Genomic DNA, 23,046 nt, shown 5'->3' with positions numbered 1-23,046 from the left:
TCCTAGTTCCGGTCCGCGCGCAATAGCGCAACCAACAGATAAATGAACAGCCCCACTGCCAACAGCAGTGACACTCCGTCCAGAACGCTCATGGAAGTTCTCCGTGTTACGGCGTATTGCCGCGTGTGGAGTCATTGTCGGAAAGGAGGCTGTAAAGGAGCGAGACCGAGGGTGCGGGCCGGACATAAAGAAAGCGTAAAGAGTGGGTTTACGCTGGGGTTACGGGGTGCGCGAAGGGGCTCCGGTACGCAAAAAACCGCGAGGGTCGTACCTGGAACTCCAAATTGTGCGCAAGAGTAGTGAGTGACGGCGGCAACTCATGGATAATCGAACCCGATTGGCGCGACGCAACCAAATGGGTCAAGAACTCTTGCACCTCCCTGCTCGCGCCTGCAAGCTACCGCCATTCGCATTACTGAAAAAGGCTGGCCCAACGTGCGTATCCTCATTACCGGCGGAGCCGGCTTCATCGGCTCGGCCCTTGTTCGCGAGCTGATTCAACACACCGGGCATGAAGTGCTCAACCTAGACAAACTGACGTATGCCGGCAATCTCGAATCGCTGACCAGCATTGCCAGCGACACGCGCTACGAGTTCGTTCAGGCCGATATCGTTGACCAGGCCACCGTCAGTGCCGTGCTGGCCCGTTTCCAGCCTCACGCGATCATGCACCTGGCCGCAGAGTCCCACGTCGATCGTTCCATCGACGGGCCATCTGAATTCATCCAGACCAACATCGTCGGCACCTACAGCCTGCTCGAAGCCGCCCGCGCCTATTGGCAAGCCCTCCCGGAGCCCGTGAAAAGCGCGTTCCGCTTTCATCACATCTCCACTGACGAGGTTTACGGCGACCTGCACGGTGTCGACGACCTGTTTACGGAAACGACGCCCTACGCCCCCAGCTCGCCCTACTCCGCCAGCAAGGCCGCGTCTGACCATCTGGTCCGCGCCTGGCAGCGAACCTATGGCTTGCCGGTGCTGCTGACCAATTGCTCGAACAATTACGGGCCTTTCCACTTCCCCGAGAAGCTGATTCCGCTGGTCATCCTCAATGCCCTGGCCGGCAAGCCGCTGCCGGTGTATGGCAACGGCCTGCAAGTGCGTGACTGGCTGTTCGTCGAGGATCACGCCCGGGCACTGCTCAAGGTGGTGACCACCGGAACCGTCGGTGAGACCTACAACATCGGCGGGCACAACGAACAGAAGAACATCGACGTGGTGCGCGGCATCTGCGCCCTGCTTGAAGAACTGGCACCGCACAAGCCTGAGGGCGTTGCGCAGTACGCCGACCTGATCACGTTTGTCCAGGATCGTCCTGGTCATGACTTACGCTACGCAATCGACGCCGGCAAGATTGAACGCGAACTGGGCTGGGTGCCCGAAGAAACCTTCGAAACCGGTCTGCGCAAAACCGTTCAATGGTACCTGGACAACCTGGAATGGTGCCGCCGTGTCCAGGACGGCAGCTATCAGGGTGAACGCCTTGGCGCCATCAATCCCAAGGAGCTGCTCCCATGATGAAAGGCATCGTTTTGGCGGGTGGCTCAGGCACGCGCCTGCACCCGATTACGCTCGGCGTGTCGAAGCAACTGTTGCCGGTCTACGACAAGCCCATGATCTACTATCCGATCTCGGTGCTGATGCTGGCCGGCATCAAGGATATCCTGCTGATCTCCACCCCGCAGGATCTGCCCCAGTATCGCAATCTGCTGGGTGACGGCAGCCAGTTCGGGGTGAACTTCAGCTTTGCCGAGCAGCCCTCACCGGACGGTCTGGCCCAGGCTTTCCTGATTGGCGAGGAGTTCATCGGCGATGACCCTGTGTGCCTGATCCTGGGCGACAACATCTTCCACGGTCAGCACTTTGGCGAACAATTGCAGAACGCGGCACAACGCTGTTCCGGCGCCACCGTGTTCGGTTATTGGGTCAAGGACCCCGAGCGCTTCGGCGTCATCGATTTCGACAGCGACGGCCGTGCGCTTTCGATCGAAGAAAAACCGAAAAAACCGAAATCCAGCTATGCCGTAACCGGCCTGTATTTCTACGACAACGACGTGATCGAGATCGCCAAGGCGGTGAAACCTTCGCCTCGCGGCGAGCTGGAAATCACTGACGTCAACAATGCCTATCTGCAACGTGGCGATCTGCAGGTCGAGCGTTTTGGTCGAGGTTTCGCCTGGCTCGACACCGGCACCCACGACAGCTTGCTCGAAGCCTCTCAATACGTGCAGACCATCGAACATCGCCAAGGCCTCAAAGTCGCCTGTCTCGAAGAAATAGCCTATGAAAATGGCTGGATCGACCGCGAACAGCTGCTGGAGCGCGCCCGGTACTTTGGCAAGACGGGTTATGGCCAGTACCTGGCCAAACTGGCAGGGGAAGAGCAATGAACCTCTGTGAGCCCGACTTGCCTCGTGAAGAGACTGGGCTGCAGCCATGAAAGTACTCATCAATGGCCGCAACGGTCAGGTCTCACATGAGCTGCAACGGCGACTGGGGGGTGTCGGCGAACTGATCGTATTGGGTCGCGATCAACTCGATCTCGCGCAACCCGATCAGATTCGCCGCCAGGTGCAAAACCTCAGGCCCGACCTGATCATCAACGCGGCGGCCCATACAGCGGTCGACCTGGCAGAAAGCGAGCCGCAAGCAGCCTTTGCCATCAACGCGATCGCTCCCGGCATCCTCGCCGAAGAGGCGCGGGCTCTGGACATCCCATTGATACATTACTCCACGGACTATGTTTTCGACGGGTTGAAAGCCGGTCCTTATAACGAGGACGACACGCCCAATCCGCTCGGGGTATACGGCAAGAGCAAGCTGGCCGGTGAACAGGCCATCAGGGACGTGCAAGGCAAATACCTGATCCTGCGAACCAGTTGGGTCTATTCAACCCATGGCCGCAACTTTCTGCTGACGATGCAGCGATTGCTGCAAGAGAAACCGGAGTTGCGGGTAGTCGCCGATCAAATCGGAGCCCCTACCTGGGCCGGCACAATCGCCAACAGCACCCTTGCCCTGATTGAACACTGGCAGGCGAATGAGGTGGCCAACTGGGGGACTTATCACCTGAGCGCTCAAGGTGAGACCTCCTGGTTCGGCTTCGCTCAGGCAATCGGCGAAGCATTGCGACAACAGGGCAAACCCTGCGCCGCCCTGTTACCGATCCCGTCCAGCGACTACCCGACGCCTGCTGCCCGGCCGCTCAACTCGCGCCTGGATTGCAGTCGCTTGCAACGCGATTGGGGCGTCAGTCAACCTGACTGGCAGACGGCGTTGCGCGAGTGCCTTACCGAACAAACCTGAACATCAAAGGCGGCCCGCGCTTGCTTTGAAACACGACGTATCCGCATCGCAGCGGCGTCGTGTAGCAGACATGCGGGCTTGCTCGCGAAAGCGGCATTAGTAGCAACGACGCCCCCGACTGACGCACAAAGTTCGCACATTCGGTTGCGAACATCTCCGATACGACGCCTTTCAGCCCATTACGACGCCCCCTCGAAAAATGGCACGCCCACTGCACTGGCCTCCCCCCGAGCGTTCCAAACCACTCAGGGAGCAAGCGCATGAACACACAACTCAAACCCACGCTGGGCACGTTGCATCTGTGGGGCATTGCCGTCGGGCTGGTGATTTCCGGGGAGTATTTCGGCTGGAGTTATGGCTGGGGCGTGGCCGGGACCTTGGGTTTTCTGGTGACCTCTTTCATGGTCGCCACCATGTACACCTGCTTCATCTTCAGTTTCACCGAGCTGACCACCGCCATTCCTCACGCTGGAGGCCCCTTTGCCTACAGCCGTCGTGCGTTTGGGGAAAAAGGCGGATTGATCGCCGGCCTGGCGACATTGATCGAATTCGTCTTCGCCCCACCGGCGATTGCCCTGGCCATCGGCGCCTATCTCAATGTCCAGTTTCCAGCCCTGGACCCGAAACACGCGGCAGTTGGTGCCTATATCCTGTTCATGGGTCTCAACATCCTCGGCGTGAAACTGGCGGCGACCTTCGAACTAGTGGTCTGCGTGTTGGCGGTCGCTGAATTGCTGGTGTTCATGGGCGTGGTCGCGCCGGCGTTCAGCTTTAGCAACTTCGCCCTCAATGGCTGGGCCGGCACCGACGTGTTCGGCGCTCCGGCGATTGCCGGAATGTTCGCGGCCATCCCCTTTGCCATCTGGTTCTTCCTGGCCATCGAAGGCGCCGCCATGGCCGCCGAAGAAGCCAAGGACCCGAAACGCACCATTCCCAAGGCCTACATCAGCGGTATTTTGACCCTGGTGCTGCTGGCGATGGGCGTGATGTTCTTCGCCGGTGGCGTCGGCGACTGGCGCACCCTGTCGAACATCAACGACCCGCTGCCCCAGGCGATGAAAACCGTGGTCGGCGAAAGCTCCGGGTGGCTGCACATGCTGGTGTGGATCGGCCTGTTCGGTCTGGTGGCGAGTTTCCACGGGATCATCCTTGGCTATTCGCGCCAGTTCTTCGCCCTCGCCCGCGCCGGCTACTTGCCGGCGTCCCTGGCCAGATTGTCGCGTTTCCAGACTCCCCACCGGGCGATCATCGCCGGCGGCGTGATCGGTATCGCGGCGATCTACAGCGACGGTTTGATCAACCTCGGCGGCATGACGCTGACGGCGGCGATGATCACCATGGCAGTGTTCGGCGCCATCGTCATGTACATCATGAGCATGCTCAGCCTGTTCAAACTGCGCAAAACCGAGCCAAACCTGGAGCGCACCTTCCGCGCGCCGTGCTACCCGCTGGTGCCGTTCATTGCGCTGATGCTGGCGGTGGTATGCCTGGTGGCGATGGCCTGGTTCAACACCTTGATCGGCCTGATCTTCCTGGGCTTCATGGCCGCAGGTTTCGTGTACTTCACGCTCACCGCGCAATTGCGCGCCGATGCACCGGCGGATGCGATGCTGACCGGACTTTGAAAGCGTTCAAGTGAAGCTTGAACAACAGGCATAGAATGGGGGTGATAGCGATGGAACTGCGATGAAACCCCGTCACTCAAAGTGCTATACGCGAACGGTTGGCGAACCCTCGTCGACCCGCCTGCTTTTCAAGGAGAACCCTATGCCCTGGTATGCCTGGTTGATTCTGGTCGTTGCCATTGGCTCGATCGTTGGTGGTCTGATGATGCTGCGCGACACAGCCCACAAAGTCGAACTGACCGAAGAGCAACGTAAGCGCGTCGCCGAACGCAATGCGGAAATGGACGCCAAGGAAGCGCAGGACCGCTGAATGAAAACCCCGCCTTGAACAGCGGGGTTTGTTTTTACGTGGTTTGCCCTGAAATCATGCCGCTTTGTACCCATATCGAAGCATCTGCATGCTTTTTAGAAATAGAAGTACAGTCACCATGCAATTTTCATTGGTTAATATGGGCCGCATTGATGCGGAGATATCAGATGCGTTACTCGCAGGACCATAAAGCCCAGACCCACCAACGCATAATCAAGGAAGCTTCAGCGCGATTTCGACGCGACGGTATCGGCGCGACCGGGCTGCAACCTCTGATGAAAGCGCTGGGCCTGACCCACGGTGGCTTTTACTCGCACTTCAAGTCCAAGGACGAACTGGTGGAAAAAGCCTTGCAAGAGGCTGGCGCACAAGTCGACGAGTTGTGCGCGCAAATCTTCGCCGAGGAACACCCGCTCGAAGCCTTCATCGACACCTACCTGTCCGAATGGCATCAAACCTCACCTCACGAGGGTTGCCCGCTGCCGACCATTTCTTCGGAACTGGGGCTGCGTGGTCAACCGAGCCCCACCAGCGACGTCGTGCTCCAGGCGCGACTCGACCAGATCCGGCACACCCTTGACGGAGAGCGCACCGCCGACCGCAGCATCGTCATCATGTCTACGCTGGTCGGCGCCTTGCTGTTATCTCGCAGCGTGGCCAACGCCGGGTTTGCCCAACGGATTCTCGACGTCGCACGCGAACACCTCAAACACCCGCAGGATTAACCCTGCCAACGCTTGAACAGCACACTGGCATTGACCCCGCCAAATCCGAAGCCGTTGGACAACGCATATTCGATGGCCATCGGCCGTGCGCTGCCATGAACAATATCCACGCCTTCAGTGGCAGGGTCCGGAATTTCGAAATTGAGGGTCGCCGGCACGACCTGGTCGCGGATCGCCAGCAGCGTAAAGATCGCTTCGAGTCCACCCGCGGCACCGAGCAAATGTCCGGTCGCCGACTTGGTCGATGTCACTGCGATGCCGTTTTGCGCACCGAACAACGCCTTGATCGCCGCCAGCTCACCCAGATCCCCTACCGGAGTCGAGGTTGCATGAGCATTCAGATGCTGGACCTGAGCCGGAGAAACACCGGCCTGTGCCAATGCCAACGACATCGCTCGCCGCGCACCGCTGCCGTCCTCGGGACCGGCGGTCAAGTGATAGGCATCGGCGCTGGTGCCGTAGCCGACCAGCTCCGCCAGGGGCTTGGCGCCCCGGGCCAGCGCATGGTCCAGAGACTCGATGACCAGTAGCCCGGCCCCTTCACCCATGACAAAGCCATCGCGACCACTATCGAAAGGTCGTGATGCGCGCTCAGGCGTTTCGTTGTAAGCACTGGACAAGGCACGAGCAGCCGCGAACCCGGCAAGGCTGACCCGATCGATCGCCGCTTCCGTACCGCCGCACACCGCGATATCCGCCTCACCCGCACGAATCATTCGCGCCGCGTCGCCAATCGCCTGAACCCCGGCAGCGCATGCCGTGACCGGCGCGCCCAATGGCCCCTTGAAGCCATGCTGGATCGACACATGACCGGCCGCGAGGTTGACCAGAAATGAAGGAATGGTGAACGGAGACAAACGCCTCGGACCACGGCTATCGGTAGTACGCACCGCGTCGGCAATCGCACCGAAACCACCCACGCCTGAACCGATGATGGTGGCCGTACGCTCCTGGGCATTGGCATCCAGCGCTTGCCAACCGGCTTGCTCCAATGCCTGACGCGCGGCTTCCATGGCGAACAGAATGAAGCGGTCCATCTTCTTCTGTTCCTTGGGCGGGGTCGCCCGGTCCGGATCGAAACCCGCCTGCGGGTCATCCACCAAGGTCGGCACCGCACCGCCGACCTTGGCCGGCAGATCGGCAACCACCTCATCCGGTAGATTACGCAGCCCGGAACGCCCGGCCAGCAGCCGCTCCCAGACCACTTCGACACCGCTCCCCAGCGGCGACACCAGGCCCATGCCTGTTACAACCACACGACGATCATTCATACCGCTCACACCTCAATCTGATTGATGACACTTACCGATAGCGGGCAGCAGCCTTGCTTTTGGACAGGTTAGGCGCCATCACAAGACGCGCCGCCACGAACGCATTCCAATCCGCCGCATCGGGCAATGAAGGAATAGTGATCAATTCCCCCTGATCCAGACCCGACAATGCAGCATCGACCATCTCACCCGCCTCCATCACCATTTCCGCAGGAATTTGTGACGCATCGATGCCGGAGCGCTCCCAGATCTCGGTTCGGGTTACACCGGGCAGCACCGCCTGGATCTTCACCCCAGTGCCGTCCAGTTCGGCGTTCAACGATTGAGTCAGGCTCAATACATAGGCCTTGCTGGCGCTGTAGGTCGCGTTGAAACGCTCGGGAAACAAGGCCACCACCGACGCAATATTGATGATTGTGCCGCGCCCAGCCTTGGTAAAACCGGCTGCAGCCGCCGCGGCCAATCGCGTGACAGCGGTGATATTCAACTGAATCATTCGCTCCAGCTGGTCGATATCGGCATTGGCCAAAAGCCCGTCCGCCGCCACGCCGGCGTTATTGAGCAACAGACTGATACTCGAATCGCTGCGTAACCGCTGTTCGAGCTGCAGCACATCTGCTTTTTGAGTCAGGTCCGCCTTCAGCACTTCAACCTTGATCCCATGCTCCGAACGCAGTTTGCTCGCGGCCGCCTCCAGTCGCTGCTCGTCGCGAGCCACGAGTAACAAATCAAAACCACGGGCCGCCAACCGCTCGGCGTAAACCGCCCCGATGCCGGACGAAGCACCGGTGACAAGGGCCGTACCTTGGGACTGAACTGAATTCATGACGGTGCTCCTGAAGGATGCTGAAGGACGCCTGACGCCGAGGCACTTTGGCGCAAACGGTATTTATTATGCACATAATACAAGCATAATATGATAGTCGTAATTTTTTATTTCCGCGAAGCGGACGTCACTCGTTGGTGGCCCGGTCAGAATGAGAGAGTAGACCCTGAATGAACACAAAACCGCTCCGAAGCTCTGCGATGGAATGAACGGTATTGCATGTTGACCGATAAATGCCGGCGCGGATGAACAGTGCGCATTCAACGGTGACTGAGCGACTGGACTTTCATCCGTCGAATCCGCCCGATAGTCGATCAAAGCGATGTCTGATTGGCGACCCTGCTGAACAACGCAGGCCTGTACTTTGTCTGATTTCGGGGAACCGACAAACCATTCAAGTACTGCGACTGGTCCACCGGACATAACTCTCGCTATAGACAAAGGCCGATCAATGACCGGCCCTTGTCGTCCAGTCCCGCCCCTAGTTCACCTCGATCCTGTCGCGGTTCCTGTCCAGAAGCGCTTTGCCAATACCCTTCACTTCCAGCAACTCGTCAACTGACGCAAACGCACCATTACTTTCACGATAAGCAACAATTGCTTTCGCTTTGGCCTCGCCCACTCCCGTCAGCTCACGTTGCAACGTAGATACATCAGCACTATTGAGATCGACTTTACCGGATGGCGCCTGGACGGCCACATCCTGCACCAGAGGCGCATTCATCGCCTCAGGCGCCTTGACAGGCGCGGCGATTGCCGTAAGAGAAGCACTGGTGAGGAGGGCGAATACCAGAGAGTAGAAACTGCTTGTACGCATAAGTGAAGCTCCATGCCGTCGTTTGAGAAAGCAGCTTTTCCGAAGCTGCTCTCCAAACCTAGGCTATGCCATGGGGCTGTCAAAAATGTGTACGTTACTGCATATGAAACAATCAGGGCTCAAGGCGGCGCTGCTGGTAGATCCAGTCGACAATCTCACCGTCCGGGGTGTAGCCGCTGACAGTGTCGCGCAACAACTGGCGGACGCGCGCGTAGTCGTCCTGATCCACCGCTGCGAGCAACTCGGTCAGCCGCTTGATGCTGCCCATGACATTGGTGGGCCGTACGGCTTTGTCTGTCGAGATCAGTACGAAGTTGGCAACACCGGCTTTCAATGCCGCCTGGGCGGTCATGCTCGGGGCGTTTCTCCACTCCGGTATAACCGGCATCGGCACAGACCACGTTTTCGTCGCCGTACAACTGCTTATCGACCTGCGTAACATCTGCCACATTGGCCGCAGTGCGCACCACGCTATACACCAGGCCCGACTCGTCATCCACACCGATACGGGCCTTCATGCCGAAGTACCATTGATTACCTTTCTTGGCCTGGTGCATTTCCGGGTCGCGCTTGCCGCCCTGGTTCTTGGTCGAATTCAGCGCATGAATCAGCGTGGCATCGACGATGGTGCCTTGGCGCAACGACAGGCCGCGATCACCCAGGTAGCCATTGCTCACGCCCGGAATCCCTGCCGCCAACTCGTGCTTTTCCAGCAGACGACGGAAGTTGAGGATGGTGGTTTCGTCGGGAATGTGCTCCAGGCTCAGCCCAGCAAGCTGGCGCAGAAATAGTCGCCTCATACAGTGCCTCTTCCATTGTTGGATCGCTGTAGCCGAACCAGTTTTGCATCAGATGGACACGTAGCATCGCCATCAGCTGATAGCGCGGACGACCACCATCACCCTTCGGGTAGTACCGCTCGATCAGAATAATCAAACCCTTCCACGGCTCACCCGATCCATCTCGATCAGGAACAACTCTTTGCGGGTCTGCTTGCGTTTGCCGGCACACCGGCATCGGCGAAAGTCATTTGCCTCATCGGAAAACTTGGCGGATGGACTCTGGGTATGTTGCCAAAATCAGGAAGTCTTCATCAGAGTTTCCCTAGCCATCGACACGCCAGGTTGCCGGCATTCCTTGACGATTTTGGCGTTAAAGGGTTTGGGAAAAGAGGTTCGTTGGCGCATGGTAATCCTGACGATAAGAGCGATGGTGTCCGCGTATTTTTAAGTGGACGCCACCGCGTTTATCGCCGGGATCGGGTAAGTGGCTTCGCCGGACGCTTACTCAGGAGTTGTCGATCAGAATCGAGTTCATGATTGACGCGCTTAGCGAGCGCTCCGATTCGATGAAACAGATGATCGAAACAGTCAAAACATTGGTGTGTTTGAGTACGGGATGCTGACCCCATTCTGGGAAAACCGCTTGAGCCGTTATGAAGAGGTGGGGGTGGTGTTTTGAACGCTGTTATGCAAAGCTCTATGCCAAAGCCTGTGGGCGAGAACAGAGTAGAGCTTATGCGTCCCCCTGGTGACGCCTGGGTTGGCACATATCGATGAAGAAGTCGATATGCTGGCCGAAGACGAGAAGGAGGAGCGGCAGTCCCATCTGAAAAATCGCTGGGTGGGCGCTGGAAAAAGTAGAGGCACCGAGCCTTGTATTGAGAGTGTGGTCACCGATCTGGTGGCGCAATTCGAGGGGCGCAATCAGGCGCAGAATGGCGAGACCATGGTGGTGGTCATGAGTTGTGAGATTTGCCTGCACCTGTACAACGAGATCATTACTCAGCGCCCTGAATGGCACGACGAAGCCCCACCAAAGTGCGATAAGGAAGGCTCGAATCCCCCCGGTTTCGCGCGCACAAGGTAATGCGGGAGTTTTTTGTGCGGGCGATCAGAGTTTAAGACTGTTATCTGCTTGAACAAGACTACTCAATAAAATCTGCTTAAACAAGACTACTCAATAAAATATGGATCGACTGTGACTACTGATATTTCCCCCCGTCGGACTCTTAAGGATGATGAGACTGACTTGGTTGAACTGCTGCTGAGCTTATGGATGCAAAAGTGGCTAATCATACTGATCACCTTGACGATCACTGCTGGCGCCGCCTTTTATGCGTTTCTCAGTAAGCCGGTTTACGAGGCGAGGATTTCTGTACTACCGCCCTCGCTCAGTAACATAGCTGGCTTCAACCAGGGACGGAATGGATTGCGAGGGCTGACGCCTTTCTCGGTCAACGATGTATACACTGTTTTCACTCGTAACCTGCAAACCGAGGAAGTTCGCCGTCAATTCTTCAAGGAGATTTACTTGCCTTCACTGAACGAAGAGCAGCGTTCAAGTTCTCTGGATAGGCTCTACACGGAGTTTTCTGGATCACTAAGTGTCAAGGCGTTAGACAAAAGTCAGCCAGATCGCTATACCATTGTTATTGAGCGTCACGACCCAGGCCAAGCTGCAAATTGGGCCAAACGCTATATCGACCTGATAGCTCGGCAATCCCTCGGTGAAATGCTGAAAAACGCTCAAAGTGAACTCTCTATGCAGGCCGGAAATATTGAGCGGCAGATAAAAATCCAGCGGGATTTTGCCAAAGCTCGTCGTGAGGACCGCATCACTCAGCTGCAAGAGGCCCTTAGGGTTGCCGAGGAAATTGGCCTTGAAAAACCTCCAATGATTACTGACCGAAATGACGGCGAGTTCACCGCATTCATGGGAGGTAGCTTGATGTATATGCGCGGAGCCAAGGCGCTGCGAGCAGAATTGCAGGTGCTTAAGTCACGCGAATCTGACGACCCCTTCATTCCCGACTTACGGGACCTTCAGGAACAATACGAGCTTTATGCCGGTGTAAAACTCGACACAGAAGGAGTCGCGGTCTTCCGTCAAGATGGTAGTATCGAAATGCCGGATGCCGCCATCAAGCCCAGGAAGGCATTGATTCTGGCGCTTGGCGTAGTTCTAGGCGGCATGCTTGGTCTCTTCATCGCTCTGATTCGTCTGATGCTTAAAAAACGTTTAGCCACGACCTAAACACTCCTCCTCTACCGTTTACTGGAGGGGAGCAGGAGTTAAAAGTAGCCAACGCCACATCCAGGAAGGTGCATTGGCCGAAGGAAATTAACGCTCAACTCCCCTTCTTCCTCGACTTTTCATGGGGCAATCGTTTCACCGAGTATTTTAGGAGGTTGTAATCCTTCTGAGCCCTGCGGGCACCGAAATATGTAGAATCCGGCAAATTTATGTGTTCATCAGAGGTACGATTTTTTGCGGTGGTGAGGCGGGGCTAAGCAACTGTTTGGTGAAGTGCGACGACACCGCAATAAGCAGAATTAACTCGAGGTCGCGCATCGCGATTTTAGTTTTATCAGCACTTAGTACCTGTTGGGCGTGTGAATTTTTATTCAGATATATCCAGTCGTGAAAAGTTTTGTTTGAGTTATTCGAACTCCTTGTTGGCAAGAAAATTAGATAGCACAAAGTAAATAATGCAGATTTATATATATTGCGAATTAAGTGCCCAAAAAAATCTTTTCCCCTATGAAATGAAGGCTGCGACTTAACTATGGTGTTTCTTTTTATTGGGGGGCTTGTTAATGATATTGCGTAACTCTCTATTGAATTTAATTGGACTTGGCGGTCCATTGCTGGCGGCAATTTTTACTATACCGTATTTAATAGCAGAGCTCGGTCCTGAGCGCTTCGGACTGTTAACCTTGATTTGGGCTGTCGTTAGCTACTTCGGCTTGTTTGATTTTGGACTAGGGCGCGCACTTACCCAGCAGCTCGCTATCACATGGTCACGTGATGAAAACCAAGATACACCGTCAATCACAGGGACCGCCTATCTTATCATGCTTGTCCTTGGCCTTTGCGCGGGCCTGATTATGGCCTTGGTAGCGCCACTTCTTGTTGGCCAGATTAAGAGTATTCCTAACAACTCCGAAGCTATTAATGCTCTGTACGCAATGGCTGGTGCGATGCCATTCATTGTTCTGACATCAGGATTTCGCGGCGTACTCGAAGCGCGACAAGCCTTCGGAGTTATTAATTTGATTCGCATTCCCATGGGGCTTTTCACTTTTCTCGGCCCGGCTGCGGTAGTCTGGTTTGATGAACCTAGACTGGACCTGATAGCCTGGGTACTTGCCATGGGGCGAGTTTTAGGGTGTCTCGTGCACGCTTGGTTCGCCTCTCGCTCTTTGCCGAAAGAGTATCGGGCACTGGTTGTCAAACGAGCCTGGGTTCGACCGTTATGCGTCAATGGTGGCTGGTTAACTGTGAGCAATGTCATTAGCCCACTGATGGGTTACATTGACCGCTTCATCATCGGGGCACTGGTTTCGACTGCAGCCGTGACGTATTACGCGACACCGAATGAGATTGTTACCAAACTCTGGATTTTCCCTGCTGCATTGACAGCCGTACTATTCCCAACCTTTGCCGCGCAGATCAGTCGCGGCGGAGGAGAAGCGCGCGCACTTTTCAAGAAGGTTCTGCTCTGGCTTTTTCTTGCGATGACTCCAATTGTGGCTGTGCTGATACTTTTCGCTCACGAAATCATGCGCCTGTGGATTAACGAGGATTTTGCAAACCAAAGTGCAGCAATTCTACGGATATTTGCAGTCGGAATACTTGTTAATAGCCTAACTCATATTCCCTTTACCTTGATTCAGAGCAGCGGGCATGCTCGATTGACAGCGCTCATACATTTAGTAGAATTTCCGGTATTTATGGTAGCCCTCTGGTGGTTTACCATTAATTATGGTGTCGAGGGTTCAGCATGGGCGTGGCTATTGCGCATATTTTTTGATACTGGATTGATGTTTGCATGTGCAAAGCACATCCTTGCTCCGCGTGTGGCAACGGTAAAATATGGCTAGCTCAGAGTTCCCACTTTGCCATACCTGTTGAGTTTAATTGACGCCACTATAGGAAGTTTAATTTGAAAGTTCATGACGTTGTAATAATTATGTCTGTATTCAATGGTGAAAAATATGTGGCCGAGCAAATCGACAGCATACTTTGCCAAGAATCGGTAAATGTAAAGCTTTGGGTCAGAGATGATGGCTCAACTGATAGTACAGCTAGTTTAATTAGTGAAAAATACGCCAATGATGACAGGGTGTTTATACAGAAGGGAAAGAACTTAGGTGCATGTAAATCGTTTATTGAAGCTGTTTTCTCCTGTAATTTTGTTGGGGATTATTATGGATTCTCAGACGCAGATGATGTTTGGGTAACTGACAAAATTAAGCACTCTATAGACCAATTGAAGAAAGATGGGAGTGATATTCCCGTTGCTGTCTCTACAAGATTACAGATTGTCGATGAGTTTTTAGCTCCTATTGGCTACACAAAAATACCTAGAAAGGGTTTGATCTTTAAAAATGCCATCGTTGAAACTGTCGCGAGTGGCGCATCAATTCTAATGAATGAACAAGCATTTAAGTTAGTCAGATCAGTAAGGCCTAGCCATGCTGTCATGCATGATGCATGGGTATATTTAGTGATTTCTGCATTCGGCAAGTTTATTTACAGTGAATACCCTACGATAAAATATAGACAGCATGGTAGTAATGTATTCGGAGCTTCAAGGTCTTTAAAGAAGAAAATCGCTTCACGATTTTCTAGGTTATCAAGTGTTAGCCCGTTCCGCGTTCAGGCCGAAGACTTTATGCACTGTTTTGGCAAGTCGCTCAGCAAGGAAAACTATGTAATTCTTGACAAGTATTGCAATCACCATCGTAGTTTTCAAAGGAGGGTTATGTTCGCACTTAATCCGACTGTTTCTTTTCAAAGCGCAAAGGCCAGCATTTATTTAAGGTTTTTATCATTGCTAGGTAAGGTGTAATTAAGTGCAAGAAAAACAGCAAGAATTTAGCTTCGTTTATTCTGTGGTACGAAGCCTCTTTAGCTTCAATTTATATGTGCTTTTTTTAGTGCTGGCTTTCTGTTCATTTTATTCTGCGCAGGAAAGCTTTTCATATGATTATATTTTTTATATAGGCTACTTTGACGCCATACAAAAAATGCAGCTGGAAGATATTTTTTTTTCGCTGCAAAGTAATTTACCATTCATTTACGTAAGCATCCCCCCTTCAGGCCTCTTAGAGGTTGGTTTTGTACTGTTTGTAAGGGCTCTGTTTTTTATCACTGAAAGTCCAGAGTTAGTCTACGCGTTAATCGCTACGATATCGCTAATGACGAGGGTTTTCATCATGAGAAGGCTCGGTATAAATTGGGCCTGGATCGTACTGATCAATATTTACGCGATTACATTGTTTGAGGCTAATGCAATACGCGCCGGCTGTGCTTTGACTTTAATTATTTTTGGTGGATATTGCCTTTTAAAAGATAGAAAACTTATAGGCTTTGCTCTCTTGGTTTCTTCTACTGCATTTCACGTGCAGGCGGCTTTTGTTTTTTGTTTTTTTTGTTTTTTTTGGTTGTTCTATAATTTTTTCAATCAAAGTGCGTTAAAGCTTGCCTTGACAGGGATCGGATTGGGGGTGAGTGGGTTAGTTGTTGACAAAGCTCTTGCTCTATTGAATGTAAGTAAAATGGAAGACTATAGCGGCAAATATGTTGCGTCGGTTGGGATTAATAGCATTTCAATGGCTGGCATATTATTAGTTGGGGTTTTTTTTTATAAAGTCGTGTCATCGAGAAAATACGTCTTGGAATCAATGGATCTTGAAGGAAGGACTTTGTTGCCATTTTTAATTTCTTCAGTTCCTGCATTGTCTGCTTTGGTGTTTGCTACGTCTCTTGGAGCTATAGGTGATAGGCTTTGGCAATTTTCTTTTGTTGTTTTTAGCGTTTTTATGTTGAGAGTACGCATAAGGGATGATTTTAGATATATTCTGTATTTATTGTTGTTTTTGTGCTTGTTTATTTCAAACATAAATGTGCTGATAAGGTATCCGCTGTCTAATTTTTTATATCCGTTGATTCCGTACATTAATATTGTTCCTAAATTTTAATTTTTTGGGGAGGGGGCTTGAATTTTAAAAAATATAGTTGCCGAGGAGTTATTAGGCTGGCTGTGAGAAGATTTGATAGGTTGGGTGTTGGCGCTGATGGAAAATTGACCCACTCTGCCGATTGAAATTTGACTTACAGCAGGCTGTTGATTTCTGCATCAGCAACTGTGGATTAGTTTAGCGGCCGAGTTGCTCTTGAATGTTTCCTGTCGATAACCCAACTCGAAGATTCTCTGCAAGACTATCTTTCCGATCACCACAACCTCACCAGCGATCTCCTTGGTCAAGTTCCAGAGACTTAGGGAAGGTCTGAAATAGTTATGTATTTCTGGCTGACTTTGGCCACCGCCGATTTTAAAAGTGGCAAGGCGATCCAAAGCGTTCAGATCACTCACTCATTCCTGCCTTTTTTAACCAATCCACAAGTCCAGCCTATCCAAACAGACGGCACGTGAGGTGGGGGGGGGGATCAAGTCACGCAGGTGCGGAGACTATTCTTGGGGCAGTTACTTCATTTTTTCGGCCTGATATCCACCACCAGCCGGCCTGTGCGTTTCTGATTGGGGACAGTAAGTGCGACAAAATATTCCAGCGCTGGCTGGTGTCAGTTACAACCGTGACGCTCTTGCGGTTGAACTTCATTACGGTGCCGGACAGGCGGTGAGCGATCCATCACCTACACATTCAAAACCGCCCATTGAAGCCTGATGCTGCGTTCCCGATTTCTTTCCGGAGCCAGCACCTCAAGATGCGACCCGACGCCAAAGTTAAAGAAGTGTACCTCTACCCCAAGTCCGTGGATTTTCGAAAATCCATCGATGGCCTCGCCGTTCTGGTCAAGCTGGATATCAAGGTGCCAGTATTCACCCGGTACTATTTGTTTTTCTGAATCGCCCCCGTAACCGGTTGAAAATACTCTATTGGGAGCGCAACGGCTTCTGCCTTTGGCTCAAGCGCCTGGAGTCCGAGCGTTTCAAAATCGCGCCCGACGTCACTGACGAATACATCGTATTGAGCGTCTAGCAACTGAGCTGGCTACTTGACGGTTTTGACCTGTGGCGCAACCGTCCACATCGGGCTTTGACGCCGCGATTTGCTGCTTGATTGGGTATACTCCTGCCCATGTTTCCCAGGTCCGACAACTTTCCCGATGGCCCGGCAGCGCTCAAGCAATTACTTGCTCAGATGCAGTCGAAGGTCGTTCTTCTTGAAGAAGAGAATGCGCTGCTTCGTCAGCGCCTGTTCGGACGCAAGTCTGAGCAAACGGCAAATCCGGCGAAACCACAACTGCCGTTGTTTAATGAAGCCGAAAGTATCGACACGCTAGCGCCTGTTGCTGCTGACGAAGAAGTTGTCGCCCCGACCAGGCGCCGTGGTAAACGCAAGCCACTACCGGCTGACTTGCCACGCATCGAAGTTATCCACGAACTCCCTGAACACGAACTGACCTGCGTTTGCAGCTGCCGCAGACATGCCATCGGCGAAGAAACCAGAATACCGGCCCTTAGGTCGCGCTCGATGCTATACAGCTTGTTGATCAGGTTCAGTTCGATGTCGGCACGCCCCGTCTTGCCTTTGGGCTGCACTTTTTGCGCTTCGACGAATTTGCGTCGTACAAGCGCCCAGCAACCTAAACGCTCAACCTCCGCCTGTGCGTCCAGCGCGTTGTAACCGGCATAATCATCGGTCATCACGTAGCCGCGATAGCCATCAAGTAGAGGCGTCGGTACATCCTAAGCCCTGGTGGAGTAGTCGAAAAGGATCACCGGTTTGTCGGATGGGCCACCGGTTTGCGCCCACATCCAGGACTGGCTGGTGGGCTCCTGATCCTGCTCTTTCAACAACTGCGCGCGGGTTTCATCGCAGTGGATGACGCGGCTTTCCAATAACTGGTCACGCATTAAATTCAGCAAGGGTTGCAAGTGTTCGCCGCCCTGGATAACCCAGCGGCCCAAGGTCTGGCGCGGGAAAACGATGCCATGGCGGCCCAGCACTTTTTCAAAACGGTAAAGCACCTTGGGCTGCCAGCAGGACCACTCGGGTGCGACGGCCGTCGCGCTGACTGATGCTGGCTGAGCGTACACCGCGGTTCAGTTCGGTCTGCTCTTCTGGCCTGAGGACAATCTCTCGGGCGTTCGCTTTCGTTCCTCCGAGCGCTGGATGATAGGGAGAGTGTAGCCAAGGCAGCAGAAAAACTATTTCGAAAACAGCACTCTAGGTTTAAATTTTTTCATGAGAGGCTTAAAGGAGGATCCTGCACAAGGTACACAAGCAACATATCAGTTAATACCTGATGAAAAGTATGAAACATTCGAAAACTGTATATTCATGCCCCCTACCCCTATAGCAGCATTGCTTACAGCGGCAATTATCTCGTGCTTTTAGCTGGCATGGCGCCATTACTCTTCTTGGATTACAGCATCGAGCTCGCCACGAAGCGATTACTAAATAATTTAATGGAAAGTGCTGCCATAGACATTGCAATAGAATATCTAATAATGCGAATGAATCCCTACAATTAAATCACAACTTTAATTTTCCTGAGAAAAACCCTCAAAATAATCGACCATATTAGTTACGATTACATGCCAACTATAATGGTCGATCACAAACAATTTAAGTCGCTGCCCTTTATGCGTCAAATCGTCGATCTCTGAAAGCATAATCTGAAGTCCACTACTGATGCCAGCAACTGTCGGATCGACTACGCTCCCCCCGTTGATCGTCTGTACTTCATCAAAGCCACATGTATTTGTCAGTAATACCGGCAAACCTGTAATTCCGGCCTCCAGAGCAACAAGTGACATGGCTTCCGATCTAGAGGGAATGACAAGCATCAATGCGTGTTGATAAGCTTCATTTCGCTGGGCCTCATTGAGAAATCCAATAAAACGAACTTGATGAGATACTTCATGGCCAATCAAAGAAGCTTCTAGTTCAGCTTGCATTCCAAAGTCTGGCCCGGCAAGCACTAAAGGATAATGGTGGGCTGCCTTCGTGGAGAGATAGGCTTTAATCAGTAAGTCAGGACCTTTAATGGGGGCAAGCCTACCCATAAATAAAATATACGGTTCTTCAGGTAGATACTGCAGTGTACGCGTTGGAGTTAACGCGGGTTCCGCCACCCCATTCGGAAAGACGGGGATACGATCTGGTAAAAAACCAGTAATATCTGCAATCAGTGCCCGTTCCAACTGAGTAATTGCAATGAACCCCGACGCCCTATTTATAAGCGACTTACCAACCAACAAATGAAATAGCTTCATAACTGGACGAGGTTTTCCGATGGAAGCAAATTCACCCGCAGGGCAAAGCACATAAGGAGTCCGCGCGATTCTGGCGAAGAAGCCGGTAATAATGCTCAGTAAATTCCAATAGCCCATGATATGGATAATATCAACAGACTTCACCGCTTTCCACAGTCGTATAAAATTGACCAATGGGATTGGAAAGCGCTGACCAATTTTTCCAGTAATGTAAGTTTTAACACCCCGACTATTAAATTCTGATTGCCAGGAATCACCGGACATCGCGATGACTTGACAACAACAGCCTTTATCCGCAAGGGTATTGGCTAAATGTCTTGTGCGCTCCGCTGTTCCACCGCCACGTTGTGCATCAAGAGAAATATTAATCAATAAAACATTCATACTGTTGCCCTCAAGTGACTCAAATAACTTTTCAGGCGATTGGCGAACAGTGCAGAATCAGACAATCCAAGTTGCAACAATCGCCCCTCATGAAAGCGACGCATTGGATTGGTATTACTAACCCCCCTCGCACTTAATACCAAACGTAGTACTTGCGGGGGAAGGTAAGGTATATGCAAAACTGCAGTACGATTAAATACTTCCAGCAAACAATCTTGGAGGTAAGCGAAATTGTTATCGGCGTCAGCATCGTCCGTCACGACAATAACTTCCCCTTGAACTATTGGCGCTGCAGTTGTAATAAACAACAAAACTTCGACTACTTTCTCAACACTGACCAAATGCATCCGTCGCACACCGTACAATGAACGACGCAATGCCAACTTCCAGCCGGGGGCACTCGAAACTTCTCTTACGAATGAAACAATATTTAATCCCCCGACACCAAATACCGCGCCAAGACGCAAGATCAAGGTTTCGAAAGACTCCGCATTGATGGCGCACACAAGCTTCTCAGCAGCGGCATGCTCACGCTCATAAGGCGTGATCGGCACGATCTGTGACGACGAAGTACAAATGCTGTCTTGGTTTGCTCCAAAAACGTCAATACTTGAAATATGGATATAACGTTTAACGTGTGCATTGCCGCAAGCGCGCAAAACATTCTTGATCGCAGACAAGAACCATCCGGTGCCGTCTGGCCGCAGCAAATTCAAAACGATACTGCCGCGATTCAAAATTTGTTCTAATGACGCGCTATCATCCAAGTCAAAATATCTGACCTGTATAGACGATTCTGTTAACCAACGTGGTTCACTTCGATGGACCGCGAAAACGATTTCGAACTCTTTGCTGCAATCAACTAAAGACCTGAGTAAATGCTGACCAACAAAGCCAGTTCCACCTATCACCACAATACGCTGTTCAATGGTAGCGCGAGCCTCACATTCAGCATCACTTATCACAGTATTCAAGATGATTCACTCATTAAATGCACAAACAAACCAAGCCCTACTATTCGAACAGACACCATCAAAAATATAAAACAGCTAAAAAAACATAATACATCTACTCAGTACGCCTACTTAACTCAACAGGAGTCTAAAATTTTATCAGGAAGCATTTCGATTAGCGCAAAGAACCTGCGCCCTTTCTGTCGTTCTGGCGAAACAGTATAAAACACATCGTAAGCTGGAGTAAGGAGTATTACGTTCCTTGGTGGCCACATCCAGTACCTGAGGTGCTTTGACCACCTCAGGACTGGTCGTTGGAACAGCGAAAGCAACGATGGGAACACTGGTGAGAAGAGCAAAAAATAGAGAGTAGAGATAGCCTGTACGCATAATGGAAGTCCCATGACTACATTTTAGAACGCAGCCTTTCCGAAGCTGCTCCTCAAACTTAGGCTATGTAGTGGCCCCGTCAAAAATATGCACATTGCAAAATATGAAACAATCAGGGTTCCAAGCGTCGTTGCTGGTAGATCCAGTCGACGATTTCGCCATCCGGGGTGTAGCCGCTAACCGTGTCGCGCAACAATTGGCGAACACGCGCATAATCGTCTTGATCAACGGCACGGAGCAATTCGGTCAGCTTGACCTTCAGCACATCCCAGGGCAGGTAATCCTCGTTAGCGGTCATGATCATCGGGTGCTGAGTGGCAGCCACGTTGTCACCAATCAACAATTCCTCATAAAGCTTTTCACCCGGACGCAGCCCCGTGAACTCGATAGCGATATCGCCATGCGGGTTTTTTTCCGTGCGGAGACTTAAACCAGATAGATGAATCATCTTCTCGGCGAGCTCGACAATCCTCACAGGCTCCCCCATGTCCAATACGAAGACATCACCGCCCTGCCCCATGGAACCTGCTTGAATAACCAACTGCGCGGCTTCGGGAATTGTCATGAAGTATCGAGTGATCTTTGGGTGGGTGACCGTCAGTGGCCCCCCCGACTTGATCTGTTTGTGAAATAGCGGAATAACCGAACCGGACGATCCCAGAACGTTTCCAAACCGCACCATCGTGAAGCGCGTCTTGTTCACCCTAGAAACGTTGGTCATGTCACCAAACAATACCGGCGCCAACTCTCGACTGAGCGCCTGCAGCGTCAACTCGGAAAGACGCTTGGTACTGCCCATTACATTGGTAGGCCTCACGGCCTTGTCGGTCGAAATCAATACAAAGTTGGAGACACCTGCCTGAAGTGCGGCCTGAGCTGTATTGAGAGTGCCAATCACATTGTTGAGCAGACCTTCGGCAATGTTATGCTCGACCATTGGCACGTGCTTGTAGGCTGCGGCGTGATACACCGTATTCACGTGCCAGGATTTCATCACATCGAGAAGTTTTTCCTGGTTGCGCACGGACCCCAGGATTGGCAAAAGACGGATCGATAATGACTCTCGTGCAATTCGCTGTTCCAGTTCGGACAATATGCTGTAGAGATTGAATTCGCTATGTTCAAACAACAAAAGTGTCGTGGGCCCGAGCTCCAGGATCTGACGACAGAGTTCGGAGCCGATGGAGCCTCCGGCACCTGTGACCAGAACGGACTGCCCCTTGATGCAGTGCTCAAGCAACTCCCCTTGGGCCGGAACAGCATCACGGCCGAGCAGGTCAGCAATGTCTACTTCCTGGATGTCATCGACCTTGACCCTGCCGCTGGCCAGATCCATGAACCCCGGGATACTCCGAACATGCAGAGGGAAACCTTCGAGAAAACCAAGAATCTCGCGACGGCGACCACGATTGGATGACGGGATGGCAAGGAGAATTTCCTGAGCGCCCGTGTTCTCGATCATTTGCTGGATATGTTTAGGCTTATAGACTTGCAGCCCCGAAATAACCCTGTCGGCAATACCGCTATCATCATCGATAAACGCAACAGGTCGCATGACCCTCCCCATTCGCAAGGCGGCAACGAGTTGATTGCCTGCGGCCCCCGCACCGTAAATCGCAACTTTTGGCAAGCCGTCATCCCTGTTCGTGAACGGGACATGCTGAGCTGCGCTGAACCAATCACCCATAAAATACTGGCGCATGGCCAAGCGCAATCCCCCGATCATGATAAGACTCAACCACCAGTAGTTGAATATGATCGAGCGGGGAACGATGTTCTGATGATTGCTGTACCAGTACACCAAGACGCCGAGGATCAGGGACGATAATGTGACAGCCTTGATAATGGCAATAAGTGCATCATTGCCGAAATACCGCATCACCGCGCGGTACATACCAAAGCGGATGAACAAAGGAATTGCCACGACAGGCGCGCTGACAAAAAGCCAAACATGCTGAGTGAGGGGATTGACCAACTCGTCCAGCCCCAGACGCACAACAAACGCCATCCACAAGGCAAGCCAGACCAGAAAAATATCAGTCAATACCTGCAAAATGCGCTTATGTCGTCTTGGCAGACTTAATAAATTTGCCCGAATCTTATCCATAACCCCTCTAAACACCTCTCGAAGCTCCTAGCATTGATACAGCAACTACAGCTTTTGGTATCGCTTGTGGACCAGGC

Annotated in this window: 18 protein-coding genes and 5 pseudogenes; 13 read left to right on the top strand and 10 right to left on the bottom strand. The window is 52.4% G+C overall.

The features are described 5' to 3' along the window. Nucleotides 1-2: 2 nt before the first annotated feature. Nucleotides 3-92: a K(+)-transporting ATPase subunit F gene (kdpF, locus tag Q8X48_RS08760; RefSeq protein WP_007899818.1), complete on the bottom strand. Its 90-nt coding sequence runs from the start codon at nucleotides 90-92 to the stop codon at nucleotides 3-5. Between the two features lie 343 nt (nucleotides 93-435). On the opposite strand from kdpF, the gene rfbB reads away from it, so the two are divergent. From rfbB to Q8X48_RS08730, 6 genes are all read left to right on the top strand, one after another. Further along, a complete protein-coding gene (gene rfbB / locus Q8X48_RS08755) occupies nucleotides 436-1,518 on the top strand; it encodes a dTDP-glucose 4,6-dehydratase (RefSeq protein ID WP_407800490.1) in 1,083 nt (360 codons plus the stop codon). Then, nucleotides 1,515-2,390: a glucose-1-phosphate thymidylyltransferase RfbA gene (rfbA, locus tag Q8X48_RS08750; RefSeq protein WP_407800491.1), complete on the top strand. Its 876-nt coding sequence runs from the start codon at nucleotides 1,515-1,517 to the stop codon at nucleotides 2,388-2,390. Before rfbB ends, rfbA begins: the two co-directional genes overlap by 4 nt. Before the next feature lie 46 nt (nucleotides 2,391-2,436). Beyond that, nucleotides 2,437-3,306 carry a dTDP-4-dehydrorhamnose reductase gene (rfbD, locus tag Q8X48_RS08745; protein ID WP_407800492.1) on the top strand — a complete coding sequence of 290 codons (870 nt, stop codon included), beginning with the start codon at nucleotides 2,437-2,439 and terminating at the stop codon, nucleotides 3,304-3,306. A gap of 260 nt (nucleotides 3,307-3,566) precedes the next feature. Then, entirely contained in the window at nucleotides 3,567-4,931 is a 1,365-nt protein-coding gene (eat, locus tag Q8X48_RS08740; protein ID WP_217837532.1) for an ethanolamine permease, read from the top strand. Between the two features lie 142 nt (nucleotides 4,932-5,073). Next, entirely contained in the window at nucleotides 5,074-5,241 is a 168-nt protein-coding gene (locus tag Q8X48_RS08735; RefSeq protein ID WP_007973599.1) for a DUF2897 family protein, read from the top strand. Between the two features lie 167 nt (nucleotides 5,242-5,408). Continuing rightward, a complete protein-coding gene (locus Q8X48_RS08730) occupies nucleotides 5,409-5,966 on the top strand; it encodes a TetR/AcrR family transcriptional regulator (protein ID WP_126049951.1) in 558 nt (185 codons plus the stop codon). On the opposite strand, the gene fabF is transcribed toward Q8X48_RS08730, so the two are convergent. The 5 genes and pseudogenes from fabF to Q8X48_RS08705 all read right to left on the bottom strand — a co-directional run. Further along, complete coding sequence (gene fabF, locus Q8X48_RS08725) at nucleotides 5,963-7,237, bottom strand: beta-ketoacyl-ACP synthase II (protein WP_407800493.1); 1,275 nt, start codon at nucleotides 7,235-7,237, stop codon at nucleotides 5,963-5,965. The genes Q8X48_RS08730 and fabF overlap by 4 nt on opposite strands. A 31-nt stretch (nucleotides 7,238-7,268) precedes the next feature. After that, nucleotides 7,269-8,063: an SDR family NAD(P)-dependent oxidoreductase gene (locus tag Q8X48_RS08720; RefSeq protein ID WP_407800494.1), complete on the bottom strand. Its 795-nt coding sequence runs from the start codon at nucleotides 8,061-8,063 to the stop codon at nucleotides 7,269-7,271. Between the two features lie 481 nt (nucleotides 8,064-8,544). Next, nucleotides 8,545-8,880, bottom strand: a complete 336-nt coding sequence (locus tag Q8X48_RS08715) for a ComEA family DNA-binding protein (protein WP_095966369.1) — start codon at nucleotides 8,878-8,880, stop codon at nucleotides 8,545-8,547. Nucleotides 8,881-8,992: 112 nt separating this feature from the next. Continuing rightward, nucleotides 8,993-9,196: pseudogene (locus Q8X48_RS08710) on the bottom strand (polysaccharide biosynthesis protein); the annotation flags it as partial. Nucleotides 9,197-9,227: 31 nt separating this feature from the next. Then, nucleotides 9,228-9,919 (bottom strand): annotated as a pseudogene (locus tag Q8X48_RS08705) (IS5 family transposase); the annotation flags it as partial. Nucleotides 9,920-10,422: 503 nt separating this feature from the next. Here Q8X48_RS08705 and Q8X48_RS08700 point away from each other — a divergent pair. The 7 genes and pseudogenes from Q8X48_RS08700 to Q8X48_RS08670 form a co-directional block, all read left to right on the top strand. Further along, nucleotides 10,423-10,701: pseudogene (locus Q8X48_RS08700) on the top strand (hypothetical protein); the annotation flags it as partial. 210 nt (nucleotides 10,702-10,911) lie between these two features. Then, the gene (locus tag Q8X48_RS08695; RefSeq protein WP_407800495.1) at nucleotides 10,912-11,916 is read left to right on the top strand and encodes an LPS O-antigen chain length determinant protein WzzB; all 1,005 of its coding nucleotides are present in this window, start codon (nucleotides 10,912-10,914) and stop codon (nucleotides 11,914-11,916) included. A gap of 563 nt (nucleotides 11,917-12,479) precedes the next feature. After that, nucleotides 12,480-13,766: a flippase gene (locus Q8X48_RS08690; protein WP_407800496.1), complete on the top strand. Its 1,287-nt coding sequence runs from the start codon at nucleotides 12,480-12,482 to the stop codon at nucleotides 13,764-13,766. A 62-nt stretch (nucleotides 13,767-13,828) separates the two neighbouring features. Further along, entirely contained in the window at nucleotides 13,829-14,737 is a 909-nt protein-coding gene (locus tag Q8X48_RS08685) for a glycosyltransferase family 2 protein (RefSeq protein ID WP_407800497.1), read from the top strand. Between the two features lie 4 nt (nucleotides 14,738-14,741). Beyond that, nucleotides 14,742-15,869, top strand: a complete 1,128-nt coding sequence (locus Q8X48_RS08680) for an EpsG family protein (protein ID WP_407800498.1) — start codon at nucleotides 14,742-14,744, stop codon at nucleotides 15,867-15,869. Nucleotides 15,870-16,775: 906 nt separating this feature from the next. After that, the gene (tnpB, locus tag Q8X48_RS08675) at nucleotides 16,776-16,892 is read left to right on the top strand and encodes an IS66 family insertion sequence element accessory protein TnpB (RefSeq protein ID WP_407800499.1); all 117 of its coding nucleotides are present in this window, start codon (nucleotides 16,776-16,778) and stop codon (nucleotides 16,890-16,892) included. A gap of 99 nt (nucleotides 16,893-16,991) precedes the next feature. Continuing rightward, nucleotides 16,992-17,360: pseudogene (locus Q8X48_RS08670) on the top strand (IS66 family transposase); the annotation flags it as partial. Here Q8X48_RS08670 and Q8X48_RS08665 read toward each other — a convergent pair. From Q8X48_RS08665 to Q8X48_RS08650, 4 genes and pseudogenes are all read right to left on the bottom strand, one after another. Next, a pseudogene (locus tag Q8X48_RS08665) lies at nucleotides 17,354-17,881 on the bottom strand (IS66 family transposase); the annotation flags it as partial. The pseudogenes Q8X48_RS08670 and Q8X48_RS08665 overlap by 7 nt on opposite strands. Nucleotides 17,882-18,400: 519 nt before the next feature. Continuing rightward, nucleotides 18,401-19,519, bottom strand: a complete 1,119-nt coding sequence (locus Q8X48_RS08660) for a glycosyltransferase family 4 protein (protein WP_407800500.1) — start codon at nucleotides 19,517-19,519, stop codon at nucleotides 18,401-18,403. Further along, nucleotides 19,516-20,484 (bottom strand): NAD-dependent epimerase/dehydratase family protein, encoded by a 969-nt coding sequence (locus tag Q8X48_RS08655; RefSeq protein WP_407800582.1) that lies wholly within the window; start codon nucleotides 20,482-20,484, stop codon nucleotides 19,516-19,518. Before Q8X48_RS08655 ends, Q8X48_RS08660 begins: the two co-directional genes overlap by 4 nt. 490 nt (nucleotides 20,485-20,974) lie before the next feature. Further along, a complete protein-coding gene (locus Q8X48_RS08650; protein WP_407800501.1) occupies nucleotides 20,975-22,969 on the bottom strand; it encodes a polysaccharide biosynthesis protein in 1,995 nt (664 codons plus the stop codon). Nucleotides 22,970-23,046 lie beyond the last annotated feature (77 nt).

Origin of the sequence: Pseudomonas sp. QLc11A (assembly GCF_052112305.1) — a bacterium.
GTDB classification, from domain to species: Bacteria; Pseudomonadota; Gammaproteobacteria; order Pseudomonadales; family Pseudomonadaceae; genus Aquipseudomonas; species Aquipseudomonas laurylsulfatiphila.
Note: the sequence above shows the minus strand (reverse complement) of the source record. Positions and strands in the feature narration are given on the sequence as shown.